The following is a 22,189-nucleotide window of genomic DNA, read 5'->3' on the forward strand; positions in this document are numbered from 1 at the left end:
AGTTAAAGTTATTGGATAGTACAGTAGATTGTTCGGAAATTCTCCAAATATATGGCTAGAAAAGTGCAAACCACACGAAGCAGCTATCGCAGGATTTCGATCCAAGATTTTCGATAAAAGAACTAAGACGAGGTCGGAAAAGAGAAGGTGCTAAAACTGGAGTGATAAGCAAATGATCTATACACCTGGAAGCTGATATTCCCTTCTGGGCTAGAGGTTATTTGACTAAGAAACCTAGCGTGTCTGTTTACCTTAGACTTTATAAAGTAAGTAAATATAAAACGGCAGAAACTTATATACTTGCATAAGAAGTGAAAAAAGGAAGCGAAGGTCCGCTTCCTTTTAAGAATGTGCTTTTTTCACAGGCACAATAACCCGTTCCTTACTCATCATAAAAATAAATATGACCGCTAACAAAGCTGGAATAAGTGCCCACATAAAAGTGTGAGCAATTGAATTAGATAATGCATCCGTAATTTTCTCTAAAACAGGTGCTGGTATTTCTTTACGTGTTTCCGGGGATAAAAGCTCCCTGGAATCGCCAAAGCCTTTACCATTTCCCATCCCAGCAAATTCTTTAGTTAATGAATTCGTGAACAAATTTCTTTGAATAATTCCGTAAATCGTGATCCCTAGGGTCATTCCAAGAGAACGAAAGAATGTAAGGGATGACGTTGCGGCACCACGCTGGCGCATATCAAAATTATGAATAGCCGACATACTTAATGTTGAGAAATTGAAACCTACTCCATAGCCGGTAATGATCATAAATATAGTTACCACCAAACGAGATGTATCAGGGGTCAGTGTACCTAATAAAAATATACCGGTGATAAAAAAGATACCTGACAAAATCATGATATTACGATAACTCGTCTTAGTCGTTAATAATCCACCTGATTGACTGCCGAAAACAGACCCGAGCATCATCGGAGTTAAAATGAGCCCGGAATTTGTAGCAGTCCCGCCGAAAACTCCTTGAATATAGATTGGTATGTAAATCGTTGCGATAATGAAAGTTGCACCGTAAAAAAATGCAATCGCGTTACTCGTAGCGAATAGCCGTTTTCTAAACATTTGAAAAGAAATGATCGGTTCCGTTGCTTTTCTCTCAACAAATAAGAAGGTTATAAAGAATGCTGTGAATAAGCTAAATAATCCTATGATAATCAAGGAATCCCATGCATATTGATTCCCACCAAGTTCAAGAGCGAACATTAAACAAACAACTGCCCCTATGAGAGTAAAAGCTCCAAACCAATCAATTTTCTGTGACCTGTGTTCAAGTGATTCCTTATAAAAGAAAGAAATTAATAAAAACGAGATGATCCCAATTGGAATATTGATAAAAAATATCCAATGCCATCCGATATATTCTGAAATATATGCACCAAGAAGCGGACCGAAAAGACTTGACGTCCCAAAAACAGCTCCAAACAGTCCAGTCATTTTACCGCGTTTTTCAGCTGGAAAAATATCAAACACAATTGTAAAGGCAATTGGCATCAATGCGCCTCCACCTAAACCTTGTATTGCCCGATAAATACTTAGTTGTGTTATCGTATTTGCAGTTCCACACAGAATAGAACCAAATAAGAAAAAAACTAATCCAAAAATAAAAAAACGTTTGCGACCATACATATCCGATAATTTACCGAAGATAGGCGTTCCTGCCATAACAGTCACCAAATAGGCTGATGTCACCCATACAAATTTATCAAAACCACCTAAATCGGCAACAATCGTACCCATGGATGTCGCTACTATCGTATTATCCATTGCAGCCATTAAGATAGCTAACAATAACCCAGTTACGACCAAGCCTAACCTATTGTTCTTTTCTGCCATAATTTACTCCTCTCCAAATTCAATGAACTACAGTACAACTAGGTTAACACTATTGCCAAACAAAAAAAGATACTGATAATATTATAAACATATTTATATGTCTATTCATCAATATCCTTTAATTTTTTGGGTTGCTTTTTTGTACGGAAAACGCTTAAATTTACAATTAAATAGATTGACTCTTCAATTATTGCAAATGCAATGAAAGGAATAGATAGGTAGAGAATCCAGTCCCACATAAAAGCACCTTCCTTTACAAATCAAAATAAAGTAGTATATAAAATATACAAATTTTGGCAAGGTGTGTCAAAGACTTTTTTAAAAGTTAAGAAAATAATGCTTTTTTAATATATATTTTTGGATATGTGGATGGACTGAAGTTTGTTTGTCGTTGAGCAAACTGCTATTACTTTACCAATGGGGAGATGATGTTTTTGATTAGAGAATTAGAGAGTACGGAAGATATTGTATCTGCATTTCAAGTTATGAAACATTTAAGAACTCATCTTGATGAAGAGTCGTATATAGCGATAGTTCGGCAAGCGCAAGAAAAAGAGAATTACAGATTAGCAGCTTACTATGATCACAATGGAAAGATTGTTGCAGTTGTAGGATTTATGCCAATGATTACTCTGTATTATGGTCATTACATATGGGTGTGTGATTTAGTGACATCCCCTAAAGAAAGGTCAAAGGGGTATGGTGAACAGTTGTTATCCTATGTTCACGATTGGGCAAAAGCAAATGGTTACGAAAAAGTAGCATTATCTTCTGGCTTGCAACGTGAGGACGCACATCGTTTTTATGAAGAGAAAATGAAATATGACAAGGTCAGTTATGTATTTTTAAAAAATGTATAATCGTAATGAAGGAGATCAATGATGGAAAAATTACAAAATTATTATCGCAGCTTTGAAACAGAAATGGGATACAATCGCTTTGATAAAAACAGCTTTAAAGCTAATCAAACATTTCTACTATACATACATATGTTATTAACGACTGAAGTCGCGGAGGTTGCCGAGGAATTTAGGAGTATGTTTGATCTGTCAGAGAAATATCTATCTGAAGGATACACAGATATCGAAGCAATGGAAATGGCGAAAGAGTCCATTAGAGAAGATTTAGGTAAAGAATTAGCAGATTGCCTAGCTTATTTACTGAAACTTGCAAATCATTTTGAATATGATCTTGAAACAGAGTTATATTCGAAACTAGAGGAAATTAAGGCTACAAGGAAGAGATATTGAAACAAGGAGGGGAATAATTGGAGCTACTATGTGAATCTAATAGCATGAATGATTATTTAAAAGAGTCAGATGTAGTAGATTATTCTCATCCAGTTATCGTACAGACTCGAAAAGAGCTTTTTTATGAGAGTCTGACTGATATTGAGAAAGTAAAAATTGCATTTGAATATGTTCGAGATCAAATTCATCACTCTTGGGATATACAAAGTACTAAGGTAACTTGTCGAGCCTCAGAAGTACTAATTCATCGTGAAGGAATATGTTATGCCAAATCCAGTTTATTGGCGGCTTTGTTACGTGCGGAAAAGGTGCCCACTGGGTTTTGTTATCAAAGACTTATGATATTTGATAGCCCGGAAAAAGGTTATTCATTGCATGCATTTAATGGGGTGTTTTTATCGTCCTTAAACAAGTGGATTCGTCTTGATGCTCGTGGAAATAAGCCTGGTGTACAAGCAGAATTTTCTATCAATGAGGAAATTTTGGCTTTTCCTGTTAGGGAGTATCTGGATGAAATAGATTATCTTACAATATATGTTGAACCGAATCAACAAACAATCGCTGTATTGGAAAATAGTAAAAATGCCTTGAAAATGTATCAACACGATTTACCGTCATTTATTTGAGTGGCGGTATTTTTATTAGTATTTTTAGAATTTTCTTCCTAGACAAAAAATCGCTCTAAGAGTAACGATGAATCGTTCAATTTTCCCTCTTGAGACAAAAAGTTGTACAAGGAGTAATGATGAAGCATTTAAAGGTACTCTTTATAGGCAAATACTCCTTTTAAGGGTTACAATGCAAGTTCATTTTCTTACTACTCGTTATGGATTTTTGTCTCTGTAAGGTAGATGGCTTCAAAAATACTTTGTTTTAGAAAGGATGAGGTTTAATGGACATATCTTATTTTACTGATCTACCTGATAATGAAATCATGACAGGAATTTTGCAAATTCATGAGGGTATTTTTCAAGATTCTTCAATAATGGTTAAGAAAATGGAAAATAAACGAAACTTACTAATCCATGTAGCTTCCATAAATTCAAAAGTAGTTGGTTACAAAATTGGATACGAAATTTCGAATGAGAAATTCTACAGTTGGCTTGGTGGTGTAGATACAACCTTTAGAAATCTAGGAATTGCCACTAAGTTAATGGAGAAACAACACCAGTATCTGATAGATAAAGGATATAAAATAGTCCAAACGAAAACAAAAAACAAATGGAGGCAAATGCTGATTTTAAACATAAAAAATGGATTTAATATTATGGATACATATATTGATAAAAATGGCGAGATCAAAATTATACTTGAAAAAAATTTGTAGTCGAAGCCTTGTTTCTTGAAGTGTTGGAGGGGATTGTGAATGAAGATTTCTGAATTGAAATTTGAAGATCTTTCAGATGAACTAATGACGAAACTTCTATATAGTGACATAAATGACGACCTTAAAAAAGGCGATTGCATTATGGTTTTTGGGAGTAGTAAAGCAGTCCAATATAGGCTGCCAAAAGCATTACAGTTATACCATGAGGGCAGGGCAAATAAACTTTTATTTTCTGGTGGGGTAGCTTGGAATGGAAATTCATTTCCAGAAGCTATAATATTAAAAAATAAAGCTCTAGAGCTAGGAGTACCAGAAGAAGATATTTTGGTTGAAACGATTTCAACACATACGAAGGAAAATATTTTGGCCTCATTATTAGTATTAGATAGATATTTTGATTTACACAAAATAGAAAGACTCCTAATCGTAACAGCTAGTTATCACATGCGGAGAACATTTTTGACCTTAAAAACGTATATGCCAGATTGGATTGAATTTTCTCTTTGTCCGGCAGAAGACCAAAGTACAAAAAAGGATAATTGGTTTTTAAATGTACACGGGAGGAAGAGGGTTACGGAAGAGTCGCGAAAAATCATATCGTATATAAAAGAAGGTGCAATTGTTGACTGGACCCTTCCGGGAAAATTGATAATAAATGATCAGTAATCAATTTCTTCATAGTCTTTAGGTTGAGGTACTGGTTGCCCACTTTCTTGGTCAAAATAGTCATCTACTGATTGTTTGCGATCATTTTTAATATCGTTTTTCTTAGTTTTATTATGCTTTTTTTCTTTTTTCAAATGAATGCTCTCCTTTTTTTTATTTAAAAATATTATGCATTATTTAAGTGGAAAATATGTGAGAAAGTTGGGTTGGACTAGTAATCCCGAACCCGTCCAGTAAATCTGAAACTGCGGCCAGTAACATCGTGGTAAAGGCCAGTAAATCCGAACCCTGCCAGTAATTATGTCGTGACGGCCAGTAAATCCGAAACTATGGCCAGTATAATCGTAGTAACGGCCAGTAAATCTGAAACTGTAGCCAGTAACTTTGTCGTGACGGCCAGTAAATCTGAAACTATGGCCAGTAACATCGTAGTAACTGCCAACTAAATCCGAAACCGCGGTCAGTAACATCATGGTAGCAGCCAGTAAACCCGGAAACTGCAGTCGGTAATATTGTGTTCACGGACAGTACTCCAAAAACAATGGCTAGTAAGAAGGCTCAAAGGAACATTAGAATTAAGGAATGTCCTAAGATTAAATATAGAAAGAAAGACTTTATCGTCTAATTTATTTACCTGTCTGAAATTGCCCAAAATCATTGAATGTGAATGATTATGGTAAAATCATAATTGTACGATTTTATAAAACTTGAATTAACTATAGAAAGAAGGAAATTCGGTGATTGTTAAAACTGAAGAGGATTTACATGGCCTAAAGGAAATTGGAAAAATCGTTGCAATTATTCGTGACGAAATGATAAAAAAAACTAAACCAGGAATTACAACAAAAGAATTAGATGATTTTGCTGGAGAACTGTTTGAAAAATATGGTGCCATTTCTGGGCCAAAAGGAGAATATGATTTTCCTGGTTTTACTTGTATTAGCATAAATGAAGAAGTAGCTCATGGAATTCCAGGAAAACGTGTAATCAATGAAGGTGATTTAGTAAATATCGATGTATCGGGATCTAAGAATGGCTATTTTGCGGATACTGGTCTCTCAATTGTAGCAGGTGAGGGCGAACCATTATTGTATTCTCTTTGTGATGTTGCACAAAAAGCATTTGAAGCAGGTCTTGCAAAATTTAAAGTAGGATCTAAGTTAAACGGAATTGGAAAAGCCGTTAACAATACTGCCAAAGAACATGGTTTTACTGTCATCAAAAACTTGACAGGCCATGGAGTTGGTCGCTCTTTGCATGAATCCCCGAAGCATATTATGAATTACTATGAGCCGTGGGATAATGAACTCTTACAAGATGGAATGGTCATTGCCTTTGAACCGTTTATTTCTTCTAATGACGAAGAAGTATACGAAAAAGGGGATGGCTGGACTTATATTACCGTAAATCAAAGTTATGTTGCTCAAATTGAGCATACTGTCATCGTGACGAAAGAAGGACCTATTATCATTACTGAATAATGCGTAAAAACTTGAAGCTCCCAAAACGATATATAAAAATTGACAAAACAAAGCAGAAAGAGACAGGATGACGAGCTCTGATGTTGCTATGATTTATTCAAGGGAAGGGGGCTGCTATATGGCATGGGTTGAATCTTTACAAAAGGCAATTGATTATATAGAAGATCATTTGCTGGATGATATGACGATTGAGCAAATTGCACTACAGGCAAACTCATCGCAATTTCATTTCCACCGAACATTTTCGATTTTAACGGATATGACCGTTGGCGAATATATCAGACGGCGTAGGCTGACATTAGCCGCGCAAGAACTAATAAGAACAAATGAGAAGATCATTGATTTAGCCCTAAAATATGGCTATGACTCTCCCGAGGCTTTCTCAAAAGCTTTTCGAAGACAACATGGAATCAGCCCAACAGAAGCACGAAAAAAAATGGGAAAGCTGAAATCATATAACCGCTTGGTAATCCAAGTGAGTCTGAAAGGGGCAGAGCCAATGCAATACAAAATTGTAGAAAGAGAAAGTTTTCAAGTAGTGGGAGTAAAGGAAAGTTTTTCTTGTGAAAACGGTGAGAACTTAATCGGCATTCCAAAAATGTGGGAAAAAGTACATCAAGAAGGAATTGTGGACACACTGGTAAAAGTTAATGATGGGACACTAAAAGGGATATTAGGTGTTTGTGACCCATTATCGAACAGAGTGATAAATTATTGGGTTGCAACAGCATCTGAAAGTGAAGGTTCAAATGGCTTAGAGAACTTGACAATTCCTGCATCCAAATGGTCTGTATTTGAAGTTCATGGTCCTATGCCGGATGCCATGCAAAATGCGTGGAAAAAAATCGTCTCTGAATGGTTTCCGTCAAGCGGCTATGCACATGCCGGTACACCAGACTTAGAAGTTTATACAGATGACAATCCATCCAGCCCAGATTGCTATTCAGAAATATGGATTCCAGTAAAATAATATTTTTTCGGGACAGGGTATATGTACCTGTCCTGTTTTTTTATAAAAAAGGAATAGTTGAAGGTTCTAGAGAACTGTAATAGGAAGAGAAAGACGAAATTGAAAGGAGCAATAGATTTAACTTTATCACATTTAAATGATTAAAAAAGTAAAGGGAGGCATCTACACGAATGATGTTTATCGTGAACACTGAAGCAGCTATTTTTAAAGATGATCAATGGCTGATTATCGAAAGAAGCAAAAAAGAAGAGCACGCAGGAGGAATGTTATCCCTCATAGGCGGGAAAGTTGATCCTGAGGGAAATTCCTCAGATATCTTGGAACGAACAGTGAAACGTGAGATTTTTGAAGAAGTTGGAATTAAGGTCCAAGATCGTCTTCACTATGTTCATAGTACGTCCTTTGTTACAGATAAAGGGGAACACGTAGTAGATGTTGTTTTTCTAGCAGAATATGAAAGTGGTATAGCATTTGCTAAAAGTCCGGACGAAGTTGAATCCGTTATGTGGCTGACATATGATGAAATTATGGAGCATCCGAATTCCCCTCCATTTTTAAGAGAAAGTTTAGCACGTGCTGAACGACTGAATAAAGAATTTAGGTGAAATCAGTATGGATACTTTAAAAGGTACAAGGATTAAACTCCGCGAAATTGTTAATGAAGATTGGCAGGATATCCACGCATATGCATCCAATCCTAGCGTCTGCCGATTTCAACCATGGGGACCGAATACGGAAGAAGATACAAAAATCTTTTTGAATCAAATTCTTATGGATGCACAAGAAAATCCAAGAACAAGATATTATTTTGCGATTATAGAAAAAGAGAGTGATAGCTTGATTGGTTCGTGTGAATTAAATTTACGTGACAATACGAACAGAACAGGTGAAATATCCTATATCATTCATCCCGAATATTGGGGGAAGGGATATGCAACTGAAGCCGCAAAGCTATTGATTACATTAGGATTTACTGAATTTAATCTGCACCGAATTTTTGCTACATGTGATACACGAAATATTGGATCTGCAAAAGTTTTGGAAAAAACGGGTATGATGTTGGAAGGAAGAATGCGTGAAGATTTATTAATAAAAGATGGCTGGCGTGATTCTTACCTATATAGTATTCTCGAATATGAGTGGAAAGCTAGATAATATAGTACCTAGCTTTCCGTTTTGTTTAAAGATCTTTTCGCTTCCTTCTTCTAATAAGAAAGAAAATGACACCCACAATGATTAAAAGGAGAACGAATACAGGTAAATTTCCTATAAAAAATACTACTAGTGCTGAACAAGCAACTAAAATAAAGTTTGTGCTATCCACTAATTGTTTTTTCGTCTTTTCCCATGTATTTAAATCTTTATTGTCTATCCCTGGAATGACGACGCGAGTTTCAATCATATGGATTTGGATTGTGGAAAATGAAGTTTGATTTTCTAAGTATTTCATTCTTCCCACAAGAACCTCAATTTCCTCTTGAATTTTTGCTAAATCCGATGAGATTTTTAATAAATCCTCTGTCTTTTTTGCGTCAGCCATAAAGTCAAGAAGTCTTTTTTCAACAGCTTTTTTTGATTTAAGTCTAGATTCTAAATCTACATATTCCTCAGTTACATCTTGCCCTGTTACGTTTCGGCCTAATATTTCTGCAGCTTGTTTTTCAGCATCATTTATAAACGTTTGAAAATGTTTTTCGGGAATTCGAACGACAATTGTACCGCTGACCGTTTCATCGGTTTCACGATAAGTATTCGATTCAACAATATATCCACCGTATTCTTTTACTTTCTTTTCAATGTTAAGTTGTGCTTTCTCAAAGTTTTTAACTTTTGCCTGTAATTGTGCCTGATGGATGATCATTCTATCTTTGGTTATGTCGATATCCTTAACTTCTGCAGCTTTGTCCGCATTTTCTAACTCTTCATTTGGCATCTCCATGGCTACTTCATTTGAAAAATCTTCCCTGGACATTTCCATTTTTTGATCCGCTGCTAACGAAGAGCCAGATTTTCCACCACTACTTTTGCTTTCAGTTGAATTATTTGAGCTACATGCAGTCATAAAAAGACTCGTCAACAATAATATGATAAACCCTTTTTTCACAATATCCCCCTCCAGTCTGTTTAACATATTCGACGTTTAAACAAAAGATAAGTTGCACTTCAATTTTTAAAAGAAGGAAAAGAATTGTAAATCTCGAATGATATAGATTACACGCATAATATGGAGTTGGTAAAAATGTGTGGGATTTGTATCTAGACATGTTGAAAGGGATACAGAATTTCCAAAACATCGGAATCGCTTGCTGATAAGTGCTTTAAATGATTTGACCAGAATGTTTTTAGAATTCTGGAGAAGCAAGTTTTTTGCGTTTTTACACGAAACGTACCGTGCAGTTATGAGGGAAGAATAGTATTATGCTGTATCAAATTTAGATCGTCTTCGTTGGCTGATCGTATCTGGAAATGGGAGTGCGACTCGATAGTCTATATGGGGTTTGGTCTAATTTGGAAGGAAATAGGTGTCATTTCCATAAATGGCAATTACATTTTTGAAAAGTTGGGACTTCAGCAGGGATTCCAATGAAATTATGAAAACAGTAGCGAGTATTATAGCTGAATTTTTAAGGCTAAATTAGGAGCTTTGTAAGATAGTTCGGCTAAAAGAAAACGAGGAAGAATACATTAGGATCATAGAAATGGTTATGTGAATCTAAAGGGATAAACTGCCGCCTTATTTGGCGGCAAGTTTTTTAAAAAGGGGGCTATGAAATGGGATATGAACATCCTAAACATATTGTCGCTGTTTCTGCTTACGTCACTAATGAAAATGGTGAAGTGTTGTTAGTTAAAACGCATTCGAGATCCGATACATGGGAGTGTCCTGGGGGACAAGTAGAAGTCGGAGAACCATTGGATGATGCCGTTTGTAGAGAAGTATTGGAGGAAACAGGTATTGTGATTTGTCCGGTTGGGATTACGGGAATCTATTACAACGCAACAAGTCATATTTTGTCGATCGTTTTTAAGGCAGAGTATGTAAGTGGTACTATAAACATGCAGCCTGAAGAAATACAAGAAGCTATGTTTATTAAGATAAATGAATTAAATATTGAACAATACATAACACGTCCTCATATGAAATCTCGCACAATCGATGCTATGAATTCAAAGAACTTCATACCGTATGAAACATGGGAAGTCAGGCCATATCAATTGCTTGGTAGATTAGAGGAGAAATGATGATGAAAGCTAGATTTACGCTAGTAATTATTCTTTTGTTAATCCTATCATTTATTATAACGCCTCGTTCAATGGCTAGTTGGGCACATTCATTTGTTGTGTGGGAAGGATATGCTTATGTTATAAGTGATGAAATTGTTGAGGACATTGACAAAGAAATTGGTCATGTAACGAAATACTCCGATAAAGAAGGATCTTATTGGGGGAATTTTTCAAATACTTATCAAAAGGGAACGAAATACTTTTCCATATTTGGAACTAGTACAGATGAAGCAATTGCAGTTCAAACACCGGATGGTACATATGTAAAAGCAATCAGAGAAGGTGAGTATAGGAGTGAATGGCCTTTGCCCGGAGTTATTGCTTGTATTATCGTTCTGCTTGCTCTCATTTTAGGGATTATTATATTTAGGTGGAGAAGGGGATTAAACAAATGAATCTAATAGAAACGTATTGGGAGAAATTTTTAGAGGAAACGAATACACCGAACCAACCTTATACATCATGGCATTTTGAATTAAATGAAAAGCTGGCAAATGAATTATTGGAACTTGTTTTGGAAGGAAAGAAGAAAGCAACAGCGCCTTCCATTTATGATTTTGAAAATGAACCTTTACCAGAAGTGGGTGACTATAGCGTCATCACGAATTGGTCAGGAGAACCAAAGTGCATCATTCAAACGACATCCGTGCAAATTCTACCTTTCAAGGATGTAACGTTTGAGCTAGCGAGATTAGAAGGGGAAGATGAAAATTTAGAATCATGGCGTGAAGGACATATAAGGTACTACACACAAGTATGTAAAGCTACTAATCAAGAGTTCACATGGGAAATGCCTGTTGTCTTTGAACAATTTGAGCTGGTCTATAAATAAGGAGAGAGATCAATGTCTATAAGAGTAGTGGTTGGAGCGGGGGAATACAATAACAACCCGGGATGGATACATACGCAGCAAAATGATCTAAATTTATTGGATGTTTCGACTTGGAAGAAAAGATTCAATGAAAACTCAATAACGGCCATTGTAGCAGAACATGTTTGGGAACACCTTACATATGAAGAAGGAATATTGGCAGCTAAAATTTGTTATAAATACTTAAAGCCATTTGGTTATATACGATGTGCTGTACCTGATGGTTTTTTTCCAGATGAGACGTATCAAAAAATAGTTCAGGTCGGAGGACCAGGTCCTAAAGATCACCCAGCCGCAAGCCATAAAATTGTATATAACTATAAAACATTATCAGACATGTTCCAAGACGCTGGTTTTGAGGTTAAGTTATTGGAATTTCATGATGAGGACGGAACATTTCACTACAATCATTGGGACGGAGAACAAGGGATTATTTTTCGCTCCAAACACTATGATCCAAGAAATCAAGGGGAAAAACTTTTGTTTCCTTCATTGATAGTAGATGTCATAAAGCGTTAAAAAAACGGGTGTATTTTCCAGTGAAAAAATACTATTCTACATATTAATCTTCCATTATAGTAAAAAAGTACATTATTATTATTTTGGAGGAAAACAACTTGAAACGTGTACTCTCTTTGGTGATGGCTTTTACATTATTGGTCGTAGTTTTTCCGATTAAATCATTTGCACTAACTTCAAATGATATTGCACCTGTCCTTGAAGATACAGGTTTTACTGAGGATGAGCTAGAAACATTTTTATTGTTATCGAAGGATCTGTTTATTGAAGAAATTAAGTCAGTTCAGGAAGTTTATGATGCGTTGGGGGAACCCATCAACGGTACAAATCTTCAAAAATTACTTTCTGAATATAACTTTTCAAGTGAAAAAGATCTGGAAGAATTTTTGATTGAAAATGGGGAGCTTGAAAAAGGGCAAAAAGTTGAAGAAGTCTTCAAATATATTAACTACTTGGACTTCATTATTTCTTTTTATACAGATTTATCTACCCCTATCACAACAGAATCGCTTAATCAGTTTTTAAAAAATTATGATCTTACAATGGCGGATTTAAATGCGCTTCTTAAAGCGAACGATGATGCAATCGAAAACTATGAATCTATTGAAGAACTTGAATTTGCAGTAGTAACTTATATTGCTCAGCAGACGTTTGATCAATTAGGGATTACTGAAGATGAAATCATGAATTTATTTATTCATATAGCTAGCTTGCAAATTGATGAGACGAAAGTTGAGTCGCAATTGAAAAGCATCATGAGTCGTTTAGATGTATTTTCTAATTTTGACAGCGCGAAGGATTTATCGAAAGAACAAATCGTTGATATGGCTGAAATTATGAAAGAATTAATGGGCATTTTCCAGATTGATGCAAAATTTTATCTTTATAAAGGAGGACATAAGACTAAAGAACTTTCCTATGAAGATTTGATTTCACTTGAAACGACTAATGGTTCAGACCTGCTTATCGAATTGTATAACTATGATGGTGTGCTTTTGGCAGATTTGCTTTTGACTGCTGATTTATTCAATTCGGGTTTGATTGAACAGATTAAGGAAACTGAAAAAGCAATTGTGAAGCCAATTGAGAAAATGTTGCCTAAAAAACCTAAGACTGTGAAAGGCGCAAAAATGCCAAATACGGCTGGAAATTATGTTGAAGGTTCGGCAGTGGGACTTATACTTACTATTGGAGGATTGTTCTTAATCCGCAGACGATTTGTGAAGCAACCATGATATTAAGAAAATGGTTGTTGCTCTTTATGGGAATTTCAATGCTTGTGGCAGGGATATATCTTTTCGTAGTAAATGCCATGCCTTTAATGAGGACTTCTGAAAAAAAGGACCCGACAAAACCCCAAGTAGTGGAACTTCCTATTGTATTGGAAGAAAAAAAGCCGAAAAATGAACTGTATCCAATTCGTCCAGAAAAGGGTGAGGAATTTGGTACATTAATTATTCCGAAAATAGATGCCACTTTGCCAATATTTCAAGGGGCGGATGAGGATGAACTCGAAAAAGGTGTTGGACATTTCACAGGGAGTGTTTTACCCGGAGAAAAAGATAACTCAGTTCTTTCTGGCCATCGAGATACAGTTTTTCGAAAGCTTGGAAAAGTTGGGAAAGGTGATTTACTAATTGTTACCACATCTGCAGGTGAGTTCACGTATGAAGTAAGGAAGGTACGGATTGTCGATGCTGATGATCGAACGGTTATCGTCCCTAAACCGAGGGCTACACTAACAGTGACTACATGCTATCCATTTTACTACATTGGAGATGCCCCTCAACGATATGTACTAATTGCAGAATTAATTAAAAAGAATACAAAAGTATAGGAGCTGTCTGTCGATGGCTCCTTTTGGTTAAAATATTATTTTTTATTTTTATGAATAAATATCTGATTCATATCTTCAGTTAGCAGCGTTGCTCCTATTTTTTTACATAACTGCTCAGTTAATTCGATCAACTCGTCTAAAGATAAATCTGGATTTAATAAACCACTTTGATGTAAACGTAAAATGATGTCATTATTTTTTTTGTTTTGCATTTGTCAATCTCCTTTCTATACTATGAAATGCATTCGTTCATTTTCTTCCGACGGTTGTTGTGAAAGTTCAGCCAGCGCCCATAGTACCTCGACTGTAAGGCGCAATTTGATATGTGTTTCCGCTTCTTCAATTTTTGAATCGTTACATAGTTTCCACTCTCTATCAAAAAATCCGAACGATCCATCTATGTTTTGCTGGTCTAACAAAAAAATATGTGATTCGTCTAATAGAGGACCCTTTAACCGAAGTATCGCAGCTATCTTTACCAACGCTGAAACAACCGGAATGTCCCCATGGCGAGCATATGAAATGGCAATACCACCAATAATTTGTGCCCATTCTATTTGAAAATCAGTTTTATTCGGAGATGAAGAAAAGAATACATTGTTTGCAAACGATAATATTTCATTACGTCTCATATCAAGTAGTGATAATGGGAACTCATCTGGATGGTTAATTGGAATATCATTATTTCTCAACAAGTTCAACATATCATTTTTGGATAGGATTGATTCGCAAAACACAATACCAAGTTCGCGTAAATTTATTATTTCTACGTTTGCAGACTGGATATTTTCAAGCCAATTGCTAGATTTTTCAGCTACTTGTTTGATACGAGACATGATGGGTTCCTCCTACAGCAGAATTCATACGATTTAAGGTTGTAGCACAATAAAAGAGACCAACAAGTGTTGTATGATAACAGTTTTGAAACTCCTCCTCGGAATAAGGCTCATAATTTATAACTTGAGGAGTCCTCATGCTAGGAAGTGCCCCATTGTTCCGCCACACTTTATGAAATGCTTTTTGGGCTCCGTTCAACAATAGAGTATTCGTATAACCTATATTATTTAAATTGATAAGTAATTCTCCCATCAGGTCCCAATGCCCAATTCTCCAATAATGAATTAATAGAGACTCTACTAACTGTATTGAACGATCGAAATGTAATTTAGAGATTGGTGCAGGACGATTTCCCATATCCGTTAAATAAAATATCGTATGTGTAATTGAATAAGCGGAGTCTACGTCTATACAAAATGAGTTTTGACTACGAGCCATCACAGTATCCATATACAGCTTCTCCCAATCTGGCTCTTTCTCAAGCCAACCGGATTTCCAATATGTATAAACTAAATCAAATGCCCGATATGGGACAACCTCAATTGATTTAAAATACCCCCAACGTTCAATCATTTCTAAAGTTTGTTCATAATACTCGTTACGATACCCACCAGATCTTAGCTTAAGATAAGGAAACACAAAGGGGAAAGAGGAAATTGGTCGTTTACGAGCCATCTGGGCAAATACTGGATGCTCTAAATGAAAGCGCAGAAAATCAAACCATTTCGGAAGTATATTTTCCGTTAATGGGTGGTCCCAATGCTTTAAGTGTATATAAAGAAAACATAACTCAGAAAATGATTTAACATCCCATTCATCAAGATCTCCGCTTCTCACTGGAGAAAACCGATGTAAATTTCGATCAATCCATTCCAAGCTATTTTTCATTAAATTCATAATGACTTCTTGTTCATGGGAAAATGAGTTTCCTGGTTTGGAGAAATTCATTTTGCGCATCCCCTTTTAAAGAGTGAAAAGGGAGAATTCTCTCTTTTCACTCATTGATTTATTTTCTAAAATGAATTACTTTTCTATAGGTCGGACTACATTTCCAAGCTCAAGTTCTTCAGGCATACTTCCTCTTAATACAAAATCTTTCGTTATCAATTCCCAAGCAGCGTTAAGACCGCCCGGATTAAGGGCATGATTGGAAGAAATATTTACAAGTTGTTCCAGTGTAGCATTCGGATTTAAAACTCCGCTCTTTTTAATTGTTGCCAATAGTGGATTTTGCTCATTTGTCGGACCTGGCAAAGAAATATCATCCTTTCTAATTTTCCGTTAGTTGACGAATTGCCTCGTTAGAAAATTACTTATCTATAGGTCGGACTACATGTCCAAGCTCAAGTTCTTCAGGCATACTTCCTTTGTAAACAAAATCTTTAGTTACTAGTTCCCAAGCAGCATTAAGACCACCCGGATTAATAGCATGATTGGCAGAAATATTAACCAATTGTTCTAGTGTAGCATTCGGATTTAAAACCCCGCTCTTTTTAATTGTTGCCAATAGTGGGTTTTGCTCATTTGTTGGACCTGGCATTGAATTCACCCCTTTTTGGTATTTTTGATGAAACTAACTAAAGAGTATGTATTACGAAAAACGGTTAGAACAAGCTGTTGCTTTTTGTATAAAAAATAGGACCATAGTAATCAGTTAAGAAATATTACTCTTTGAAGAAGGGTTTTTATCATTGGCAATGGAATGATAAACAATAAACCTTAAAAGTAGGTGAATACTATTTGCCAATTAAAAACAAAGATAATCCCTCTTTCGATAGAAACACTTCCTGATGCTAGCTATCTAGTTGTGCACTATATGTACTCTAATCAATGGACTGAAAAAAATAGAGAAGAATGTTTATACAATCTAAAGAAGTTATTGCAATTCAAAAATGCAAACTTTTTAATGGTGAAAAGTGGTGATTCCCCTGCTGGATTCATTACTCTGAACTGGGGGTTTTCAACAACGAAAGGAAAACCAATATTACTTATACAGGATCTTTTTGTTATGCCGAGCTTCAGAAGAAAAGGGATTGCTAAGATGTTAATCAACGAATCTATTCTTTTGGCGAATGAAAAAGATGCAAATCGTTTGCAGCTAAATACAGGCACAAGTAATAATAATGCCCGATCATTGTATCGGTCGATGGGATTTGAGTGGTTTTCGGATAAAGAAATTTATATGTTGTTTTTATAGGGGTGATGAAATGACTCAAGCAAAAGATTATTATGAAAATTCAACAGATAAGGATAGTATCCGTAGTATTTATCGAACTGGACAAAATCTTGAATGGAAGTATGATGTGATGAACAAATATGCCATTCATGAACAGTCTTTTGAAGAATGGGCTATCAAGAAACTTCAATTGGTAGGCAATGAAAAAATTTTAGATGTTGGTGCTGGGAACGGAAGATTTTCTCTCCCTATCGCAGCTAAGCTAAAAAATAATGGTGGATTTATAATGGCAGGTGATCTATCTACTGGAGTATTGGAAGAATCTTATATAATCGCAAATAAAGATGATTTGCCAATGGTTCATTTGAGATTAGATGCTGAAGATCTTCCATTTTTATCTAATGAGTTTGATGTAGTAATGGCGAATCATATGCTCTACCATGTTAGTAATATTTCCAATACATTAACAGAGATCCGAAGAGTATTAAAAAGTAGAGGGATATTTCTTGCCACGACTAATAGTGAAAAAGGGATGCCTGAACTATTTTCTTTGCATCTACAAACGATGCGTGAATTAGGGATCGGCTTTGACCATAGCAAAAATCATTTAACATTCTCCATGGAGAATGGTGAACATATGTTAAGGAGCTTTTTTAATAAAGTTGATAAGCATAGTTTTGATGCTGGCTTTGAAGTAGATGATCCAGAACCAGTTTTACAATATTACATGGCGACCCAGTTGTATCAAGGGCCATTTAATGATGAAAGTATTAATTCTGATATTAGAAAACTAATTCAATCGACTTTTTATCATTTTACTGAAAAAGCTTTGAGGCTAGCTGGAGGAAAATTAAGAATATCAAAACCAGTTTGTGCATTTATCTGCCAGTACGATTGAAAGGAGCCCGTACTTTGAGTGAATGGAAAGAGTTGAATGATGAATCAAAATCAAGATGGAATGAAAATGCGGAATTTTGGGACGATTATATGGGAGATGAAAGCAACCAATTTCACCGTGAAATCATTAGACCTCATACAGAAAATTTATTGGATGTAAAAACGGGTCAAAGGATCTTGGATATTGCTTGTGGGAATGGAAATTTTTCAAGAAGACTTGTAGATTTAGGAGCAAATGTTGTTGCTGTCGATTATAGCTCTAAAATGATTGAACGAGCTAAACTACGTTCGGTAAGTAAAATTAATCAATTACAATATAAAGTTTGCGATGTAACAAACGAAGAATCATTACTAGAACTTGGTATACAAACATTCGATAGCGCTGTTGCCAATATGGCATTAATCGATATTGCTGATATTCAGCCTCTAATGAGAGCTTTAAAAATATTACTTAAAGAGAATGGTATCTTTGTTTTTTCCGTAACGCATCCTTGCTTTCAATCTCCAAATATGAGAAATGTACATGAAATAGAAGATAATAATAGTAACGTACAATCAAAGACTAGCATTCAGATATTCAACTATCTTACTCCACAACCATATAAGGCGATCGGTATTAAAGGACAACCAACCTCACATTATATGTTTCATCGGTCATTATCCTATTATTTAAATCTTGCGTTTCAACATCATTTTGTCCTTGACGGAATAATAGAACCAAGCTTCCGAAAAGAACTTGAAACAAATCAGTTTGATTGGTTTGAAATTCCACCGGTAATTATTTTACGTTTAAGAAAACAACGGCTTGAATGAAAGGAGTGTAAAATTTGGGTTCTAGAGTGATGCATCTCATTATTACAAATGAAATAGCTAAAAAAATATCAATCATGGATAAAGATTTATTTTTATTAGGAGGGATAGCGCCTGATGCTGTAACTCCGAAAGAAATATCTCATTTTTTCACTGGGGATTTACAAGATTTTTCAAGAAGTATTGATTATGAAACATTTTTACATAAATATAGCTTATATCATCCGTCAAGTTATATTTTAGGCTATTATAGTCATTTAATAGCAGACGATTTATGGTTAAAAGGATTTTTTATACCTTGGTTGAAAAATAGAATTGAACATAATCAAAATATGGTTAATCTATATCATAATGATTTTAGATTACTAAATGGTAAATTATTGCATTATTACGGAGTTGATGAAGAAATAATAGATTGGAAGAAAAGTGATTCTGTCATTGATCTTGAAGAAGTGACAAAACAAAATGTAATAGAATTATTACCCTTGATTGCTGAAGATATGGACTATCATGATAATGTGCTTAATCAACAGTTAAATGTGTTTTCCTTTGAGCAAATAGTTGGCTATATTGAAACTTCCGTTGAAAAATCGATCATGCTTATCCATTCAAAGTTATCAGAAAGTATTAAGCAAATGTAGGTTTTTTCCCCAACTAAAAGGAAAATTGAAACTAATATTTCAATTAATACGTACTTCATTTATAAAGTTGAAAGGGTGATTCCTACATGAACAATATTATAGACAACTATATTCAAATATTCGAACAGCTGAGAAAGGAAATGAAATGGAAAGTATCTGACAAAAAGATTTTAATGATGATTGCTTCCCTTTATGCGATGAACAAAAAGGATTTTCAAATTGAAAGGTTTTTAAAAATTGCCGATGAAATTAAAGATCGTTCAGGATATTTTTCGTATATGAGATCTGAATCAAGATATACAGCAGCTGCAATCCTTGATGTAAATTATGATGACCCAGAAACTAAAGTTTCTTCATTATTTGAGATTTACGAGGATATGATTAAAGAAAAATTTAGTAGGGGTATTTTTACTTATATTGCGGCTTCAGTATTGTTGAAGATAACGGTTGACTTGGATTATCACTCGCTTATCGTTAAAGGAAAAGAGACTTATAATGCCATGAAGAAAGAACATCCTTTCCTAACTTCATCTGAGGATTATCCGCTTGCAGTTTTACTTGCTTCGGAAAATAGGGAAAATGTTATTCAACGTAGTGAGTACTTTTATGATCAACTCAATCAGAATGGATTTTATAAAGGGAATAATTTACAATTCATAAGTCACATTCTTTCATTGAACAATGAAGAGTCAGAGAAAGATTTATTAAACAGGACAGTATATGTCTTTGATTCCTTTAAGGAAAAAGGGATAAAGCCAAAAGCAACGTATTATCCGACAATGGGTATGCTAGCTTTGTTGCCTAATGAAGAGTTAGATATGGAAATCATTACGGATGTTTATGATCGGTTTAATCAAGAAAAACATTTCAAATGGCAAAAAGATATTAACCTCATCCTTGCTGTGAGTTTCTATGTAAAAGATAAGTTGAAACAACCGAATTTGACTGAAACAAGTCTATATACGACGATGGAAACGATATTGCAGGCTCAACAAGCTGCAATGGCAGGATCCGTAGCAGCTGCAGCAGCGGCCTCTAGTAATCATTAAAAAATATTATTGAAAAGGATTGTGAACTTGATGTATGAATTAAAAACAAAAGAAACGGATAACAGTGTTATCGAGTTTATTGAAAATGTGGATAATCCAAAAAAACGTGAAGATGCTTATAAGTTATTAGACATTTTTACGGAAACGACAGGATATAAGGCGAAAATGTGGGGGCCCAGTATTATTGGATTTGGCTCCTATCACTATAAGTATGAAACGGGACATGAGGGGGATGCACCTCTAGTCGGTTTTTCACCTCGAAAAGCAAAAACCAGTTTATATTTTGCCACAGGTGATCCTCAAAGAGAGGAATTATTAAAGGATTTTGGAAAACACACCTCAGGAAAAGCATGTGTGTATATTAACAAAGTAGCAGATATCGATGTAGAGGTGTTAAAAGGTTTAATTAACCAATCCGTAACATTCTTACAAGAAAGGTATCCAAGCTAATATTGGAACTAATCATTTTAGAGGTGTAAAGTGTGATAGTTAAAGGGTTAAATCATTTATTATTTTCGGTTTCCAATTTGGAGGCATCGATTATATTCTATCAAAATGTTTTTGATGCAAAGCTCCTTGTTAAGGGGAGAAGTACGGCTTATTTTGATCTGAATGGGATTTGGCTAGCTCTAAATGAAGAGAAAGATATTTCTCGTAGTGAAATAAAACAATCATACACTCATATTGCTTTTTCAATAGAAGAGTCTGATTTCGATTGCGTATATGAAAAACTGACACTTTTACGAGTAAATATTCTCCAAGGCCGAACAAGAGATGAAAAGGATAAAAAATCTATATACTTTACTGACCCGGATGGACATAAGTTTGAGTTTCATACAGGTACATTGGAAGAACGTTTGAATTATTATAAACAAGATAAAGATCATATGGAATTTTTTAGTTAGCTAGGAGGCATCAATATGTCAGTAGACTTTTATTGTGATGAGGTGTTAAGCGGGAAAACATCTGTTAGAAAAGTAATGGAAACTGAAAATGTACTTGCCTTCTATCATACAAAACCATTTTATCGTGTCCATATTGTGGCAATTCCCAAAAAACATATTCCATCCTTATTATCTCTTGAAGAAAGTGATAATGAGTTATTTCTAGAACTTTTTTCTGTCATAAAACAGGTAGCTTCCAAAGTTAATTCAGAAAATAGGGCTTGTAAAGTCATCACTAACTTGGGGGATTATCAGGAATCTAAGCATCTTCATTGGCATATCGTATCGGGAGATCCTATTAGATAGTTAATCAATTTAGGAGGGAAAGATGACATTTTATAAAAAAGATATCACTTTTGATGAACTTGATTCATGTGCAAATTTATATACATACGTATTTAACCAAGCTCCCTGGTTTGATCAATGGACGTTAGAAAGTGCAAAGGAACGTTTGCTGGATATTATTCAACATCGTCAATATTGGGGTGTTGGCTTATTTGATCATGATAATCAACTAATAGGATTTTTAATGGGAATCTCTGAAACTTGGTGGGATGGTAAACATTTTCAAGTAATTGAAATGTGCGTGAAAACAGAAGAACAGGGAAAAGGAGTAGGTTCTAACTTATTGTCTACTCTTGAAGATTACTGCAAGGAGAACGGAATAAAGCGTTTGTATCTGTTGACTGGTGAAGGAGGACAAGCTGAGGCTTTTTATGTAAAAAATGGTTTTTACATCAACCCAAGAATGATCATGATGTCAAAAGTGTTAGGAGAATAA

33 protein-coding genes are annotated in these 22,189 nt (G+C 35.0%); 24 read left to right on the plus strand and 9 right to left on the minus strand.

Annotation, left to right across the window (positions count from 1 at the left end; all coding sequences use genetic code 11):
- Positions 1-342 precede the first annotated feature (342 nt).
- Positions 343-1,848 (minus strand): MDR family MFS transporter, encoded by a 1,506-nt coding sequence (locus KHA93_RS02600; RefSeq protein WP_213109287.1) that lies wholly within the window; start codon positions 1,846-1,848, stop codon positions 343-345.
- Positions 1,849-1,949: 101 nt separating this feature from the next.
- Positions 1,950-2,087: a hypothetical protein gene (locus KHA93_RS02605; protein ID WP_213109288.1), complete on the minus strand. Its 138-nt coding sequence runs from the start codon at positions 2,085-2,087 to the stop codon at positions 1,950-1,952.
- 189 nt (positions 2,088-2,276) lie between these two features.
- On the opposite strand from KHA93_RS02605, the gene KHA93_RS02610 reads away from it, so the two are divergent.
- From KHA93_RS02610 to KHA93_RS02630, 5 genes are all read left to right on the plus strand, one after another.
- Positions 2,277-2,708, plus strand: coding sequence for a GNAT family N-acetyltransferase (locus tag KHA93_RS02610; RefSeq protein ID WP_213112742.1), 432 nt, complete (start codon positions 2,277-2,279; stop codon positions 2,706-2,708).
- A gap of 18 nt (positions 2,709-2,726) precedes the next feature.
- Positions 2,727-3,098 carry a nucleoside triphosphate pyrophosphohydrolase family protein gene (locus KHA93_RS02615; protein ID WP_233711024.1) on the plus strand — a complete coding sequence of 124 codons (372 nt, stop codon included), beginning with the start codon at positions 2,727-2,729 and terminating at the stop codon, positions 3,096-3,098.
- A 17-nt stretch (positions 3,099-3,115) separates the two neighbouring features.
- On the plus strand, positions 3,116-3,724 hold the full coding sequence (locus tag KHA93_RS02620; RefSeq protein WP_213109289.1) for a transglutaminase-like domain-containing protein: 609 nt from the start codon (positions 3,116-3,118) through the stop codon (positions 3,722-3,724).
- A 266-nt stretch (positions 3,725-3,990) separates the two neighbouring features.
- A complete protein-coding gene (locus KHA93_RS02625; RefSeq protein WP_213109290.1) occupies positions 3,991-4,425 on the plus strand; it encodes a GNAT family N-acetyltransferase in 435 nt (144 codons plus the stop codon).
- 39 nt (positions 4,426-4,464) lie between these two features.
- The gene (locus KHA93_RS02630; RefSeq protein ID WP_213109291.1) at positions 4,465-5,091 is read left to right on the plus strand and encodes a YdcF family protein; all 627 of its coding nucleotides are present in this window, start codon (positions 4,465-4,467) and stop codon (positions 5,089-5,091) included.
- On the opposite strand, the gene KHA93_RS02635 is transcribed toward KHA93_RS02630, so the two are convergent.
- Positions 5,085-5,225: a hypothetical protein gene (locus KHA93_RS02635; protein ID WP_213109292.1), complete on the minus strand. Its 141-nt coding sequence runs from the start codon at positions 5,223-5,225 to the stop codon at positions 5,085-5,087. The genes KHA93_RS02630 and KHA93_RS02635 overlap by 7 nt on opposite strands.
- Positions 5,226-5,828: 603 nt before the next feature.
- On the opposite strand from KHA93_RS02635, the gene map reads away from it, so the two are divergent.
- From map to KHA93_RS02655, 4 genes are all read left to right on the plus strand, one after another.
- Positions 5,829-6,572 (plus strand): type I methionyl aminopeptidase, encoded by a 744-nt coding sequence (gene map / locus KHA93_RS02640; protein WP_213109293.1) that lies wholly within the window; start codon positions 5,829-5,831, stop codon positions 6,570-6,572.
- Positions 6,573-6,690: 118 nt separating this feature from the next.
- Entirely contained in the window at positions 6,691-7,542 is an 852-nt protein-coding gene (locus KHA93_RS02645; RefSeq protein WP_213109294.1) for an AraC family transcriptional regulator, read from the plus strand.
- Between the two features lie 173 nt (positions 7,543-7,715).
- Positions 7,716-8,147: an NUDIX hydrolase gene (locus KHA93_RS02650; protein ID WP_213112744.1), complete on the plus strand. Its 432-nt coding sequence runs from the start codon at positions 7,716-7,718 to the stop codon at positions 8,145-8,147.
- 7 nt (positions 8,148-8,154) lie between these two features.
- Positions 8,155-8,697 (plus strand): GNAT family N-acetyltransferase, encoded by a 543-nt coding sequence (locus KHA93_RS02655; RefSeq protein WP_213109295.1) that lies wholly within the window; start codon positions 8,155-8,157, stop codon positions 8,695-8,697.
- Between the two features lie 25 nt (positions 8,698-8,722).
- Here the strand turns inward: KHA93_RS02655 and KHA93_RS02660 are convergent, their stop codons facing one another.
- Complete coding sequence (locus KHA93_RS02660; protein WP_349772248.1) at positions 8,723-9,646, minus strand: DUF4349 domain-containing protein; 924 nt, start codon at positions 9,644-9,646, stop codon at positions 8,723-8,725.
- A 668-nt stretch (positions 9,647-10,314) separates the two neighbouring features.
- Between KHA93_RS02660 and KHA93_RS02665 the strand changes: the two genes are divergently transcribed.
- From KHA93_RS02665 to KHA93_RS02690, 6 genes are all read left to right on the plus strand, one after another.
- On the plus strand, positions 10,315-10,785 hold the full coding sequence (locus KHA93_RS02665; RefSeq protein WP_213109297.1) for an NUDIX hydrolase: 471 nt from the start codon (positions 10,315-10,317) through the stop codon (positions 10,783-10,785).
- A gap of 2 nt (positions 10,786-10,787) precedes the next feature.
- Complete coding sequence (locus KHA93_RS02670) at positions 10,788-11,222, plus strand: hypothetical protein (protein ID WP_213109298.1); 435 nt, start codon at positions 10,788-10,790, stop codon at positions 11,220-11,222.
- Positions 11,219-11,659 (plus strand): ASCH domain-containing protein, encoded by a 441-nt coding sequence (locus KHA93_RS02675; protein WP_213109299.1) that lies wholly within the window; start codon positions 11,219-11,221, stop codon positions 11,657-11,659. The genes KHA93_RS02670 and KHA93_RS02675 overlap by 4 nt, the downstream gene beginning before the upstream one ends.
- A 12-nt stretch (positions 11,660-11,671) precedes the next feature.
- Positions 11,672-12,217: a class I SAM-dependent methyltransferase gene (locus KHA93_RS02680; RefSeq protein ID WP_213109300.1), complete on the plus strand. Its 546-nt coding sequence runs from the start codon at positions 11,672-11,674 to the stop codon at positions 12,215-12,217.
- 98 nt (positions 12,218-12,315) lie between these two features.
- The gene (locus KHA93_RS02685; RefSeq protein WP_213109301.1) at positions 12,316-13,452 is read left to right on the plus strand and encodes a processed acidic surface protein; all 1,137 of its coding nucleotides are present in this window, start codon (positions 12,316-12,318) and stop codon (positions 13,450-13,452) included.
- Positions 13,452-14,054: a class D sortase gene (locus KHA93_RS02690; protein WP_349772340.1), complete on the plus strand. Its 603-nt coding sequence runs from the start codon at positions 13,452-13,454 to the stop codon at positions 14,052-14,054. Before KHA93_RS02685 ends, KHA93_RS02690 begins: the two co-directional genes overlap by 1 nt.
- Positions 14,055-14,089: 35 nt before the next feature.
- Here the strand turns inward: KHA93_RS02690 and KHA93_RS02695 are convergent, their stop codons facing one another.
- The 5 genes from KHA93_RS02695 to KHA93_RS02715 form a co-directional block, all read right to left on the minus strand.
- Positions 14,090-14,266 (minus strand): hypothetical protein, encoded by a 177-nt coding sequence (locus KHA93_RS02695; RefSeq protein ID WP_213109302.1) that lies wholly within the window; start codon positions 14,264-14,266, stop codon positions 14,090-14,092.
- 15 nt (positions 14,267-14,281) lie between these two features.
- The gene (locus tag KHA93_RS02700) at positions 14,282-14,890 is read right to left on the minus strand and encodes a hypothetical protein (protein WP_213109303.1); all 609 of its coding nucleotides are present in this window, start codon (positions 14,888-14,890) and stop codon (positions 14,282-14,284) included.
- Positions 14,865-15,839, minus strand: coding sequence for a DUF6895 family protein (locus tag KHA93_RS02705; protein ID WP_213109304.1), 975 nt, complete (start codon positions 15,837-15,839; stop codon positions 14,865-14,867). Before KHA93_RS02705 ends, KHA93_RS02700 begins: the two co-directional genes overlap by 26 nt.
- Before the next feature lie 75 nt (positions 15,840-15,914).
- Positions 15,915-16,145, minus strand: coding sequence for a hypothetical protein (locus KHA93_RS02710; RefSeq protein ID WP_213109305.1), 231 nt, complete (start codon positions 16,143-16,145; stop codon positions 15,915-15,917).
- A 55-nt stretch (positions 16,146-16,200) separates the two neighbouring features.
- Entirely contained in the window at positions 16,201-16,431 is a 231-nt protein-coding gene (locus tag KHA93_RS02715) for a hypothetical protein (protein WP_213109306.1), read from the minus strand.
- A gap of 189 nt (positions 16,432-16,620) precedes the next feature.
- On the opposite strand from KHA93_RS02715, the gene KHA93_RS02720 reads away from it, so the two are divergent.
- The 9 genes from KHA93_RS02720 to KHA93_RS02760 all read left to right on the plus strand — a co-directional run bounded on the left by KHA93_RS02720 (position 16,621) and on the right by KHA93_RS02760 (position 22,189).
- The gene (locus tag KHA93_RS02720) at positions 16,621-17,088 is read left to right on the plus strand and encodes a GNAT family N-acetyltransferase (protein WP_213109307.1); all 468 of its coding nucleotides are present in this window, start codon (positions 16,621-16,623) and stop codon (positions 17,086-17,088) included.
- Positions 17,089-17,098: 10 nt separating this feature from the next.
- Entirely contained in the window at positions 17,099-17,965 is an 867-nt protein-coding gene (locus KHA93_RS02725; protein WP_213109308.1) for a class I SAM-dependent methyltransferase, read from the plus strand.
- 14 nt (positions 17,966-17,979) lie between these two features.
- Complete coding sequence (locus KHA93_RS02730; protein ID WP_213109309.1) at positions 17,980-18,777, plus strand: class I SAM-dependent methyltransferase; 798 nt, start codon at positions 17,980-17,982, stop codon at positions 18,775-18,777.
- 14 nt (positions 18,778-18,791) lie between these two features.
- Positions 18,792-19,415 (plus strand): hydrolase, encoded by a 624-nt coding sequence (locus tag KHA93_RS02735; RefSeq protein ID WP_213109310.1) that lies wholly within the window; start codon positions 18,792-18,794, stop codon positions 19,413-19,415.
- Between the two features lie 86 nt (positions 19,416-19,501).
- Positions 19,502-20,464: a DUF4003 family protein gene (locus KHA93_RS02740; RefSeq protein WP_213109311.1), complete on the plus strand. Its 963-nt coding sequence runs from the start codon at positions 19,502-19,504 to the stop codon at positions 20,462-20,464.
- A 30-nt stretch (positions 20,465-20,494) separates the two neighbouring features.
- Entirely contained in the window at positions 20,495-20,914 is a 420-nt protein-coding gene (locus KHA93_RS02745) for a DUF1801 domain-containing protein (protein WP_213109312.1), read from the plus strand.
- A 35-nt stretch (positions 20,915-20,949) separates the two neighbouring features.
- Positions 20,950-21,369 carry a FosM family fosfomycin resistance protein gene (fosM, locus tag KHA93_RS02750; RefSeq protein WP_432806336.1) on the plus strand — a complete coding sequence of 140 codons (420 nt, stop codon included), beginning with the start codon at positions 20,950-20,952 and terminating at the stop codon, positions 21,367-21,369.
- Between the two features lie 15 nt (positions 21,370-21,384).
- Positions 21,385-21,714, plus strand: coding sequence for an HIT domain-containing protein (locus tag KHA93_RS02755; RefSeq protein ID WP_213109314.1), 330 nt, complete (start codon positions 21,385-21,387; stop codon positions 21,712-21,714).
- 22 nt (positions 21,715-21,736) lie between these two features.
- Complete coding sequence (locus KHA93_RS02760) at positions 21,737-22,189, plus strand: GNAT family N-acetyltransferase (RefSeq protein ID WP_213109315.1); 453 nt, start codon at positions 21,737-21,739, stop codon at positions 22,187-22,189.

Source organism: Lederbergia citrisecunda, assembly GCF_018343695.1.
GTDB lineage: Bacteria > Bacillota > Bacilli > Bacillales > Bacillaceae_C > Lederbergia > Lederbergia citrisecunda.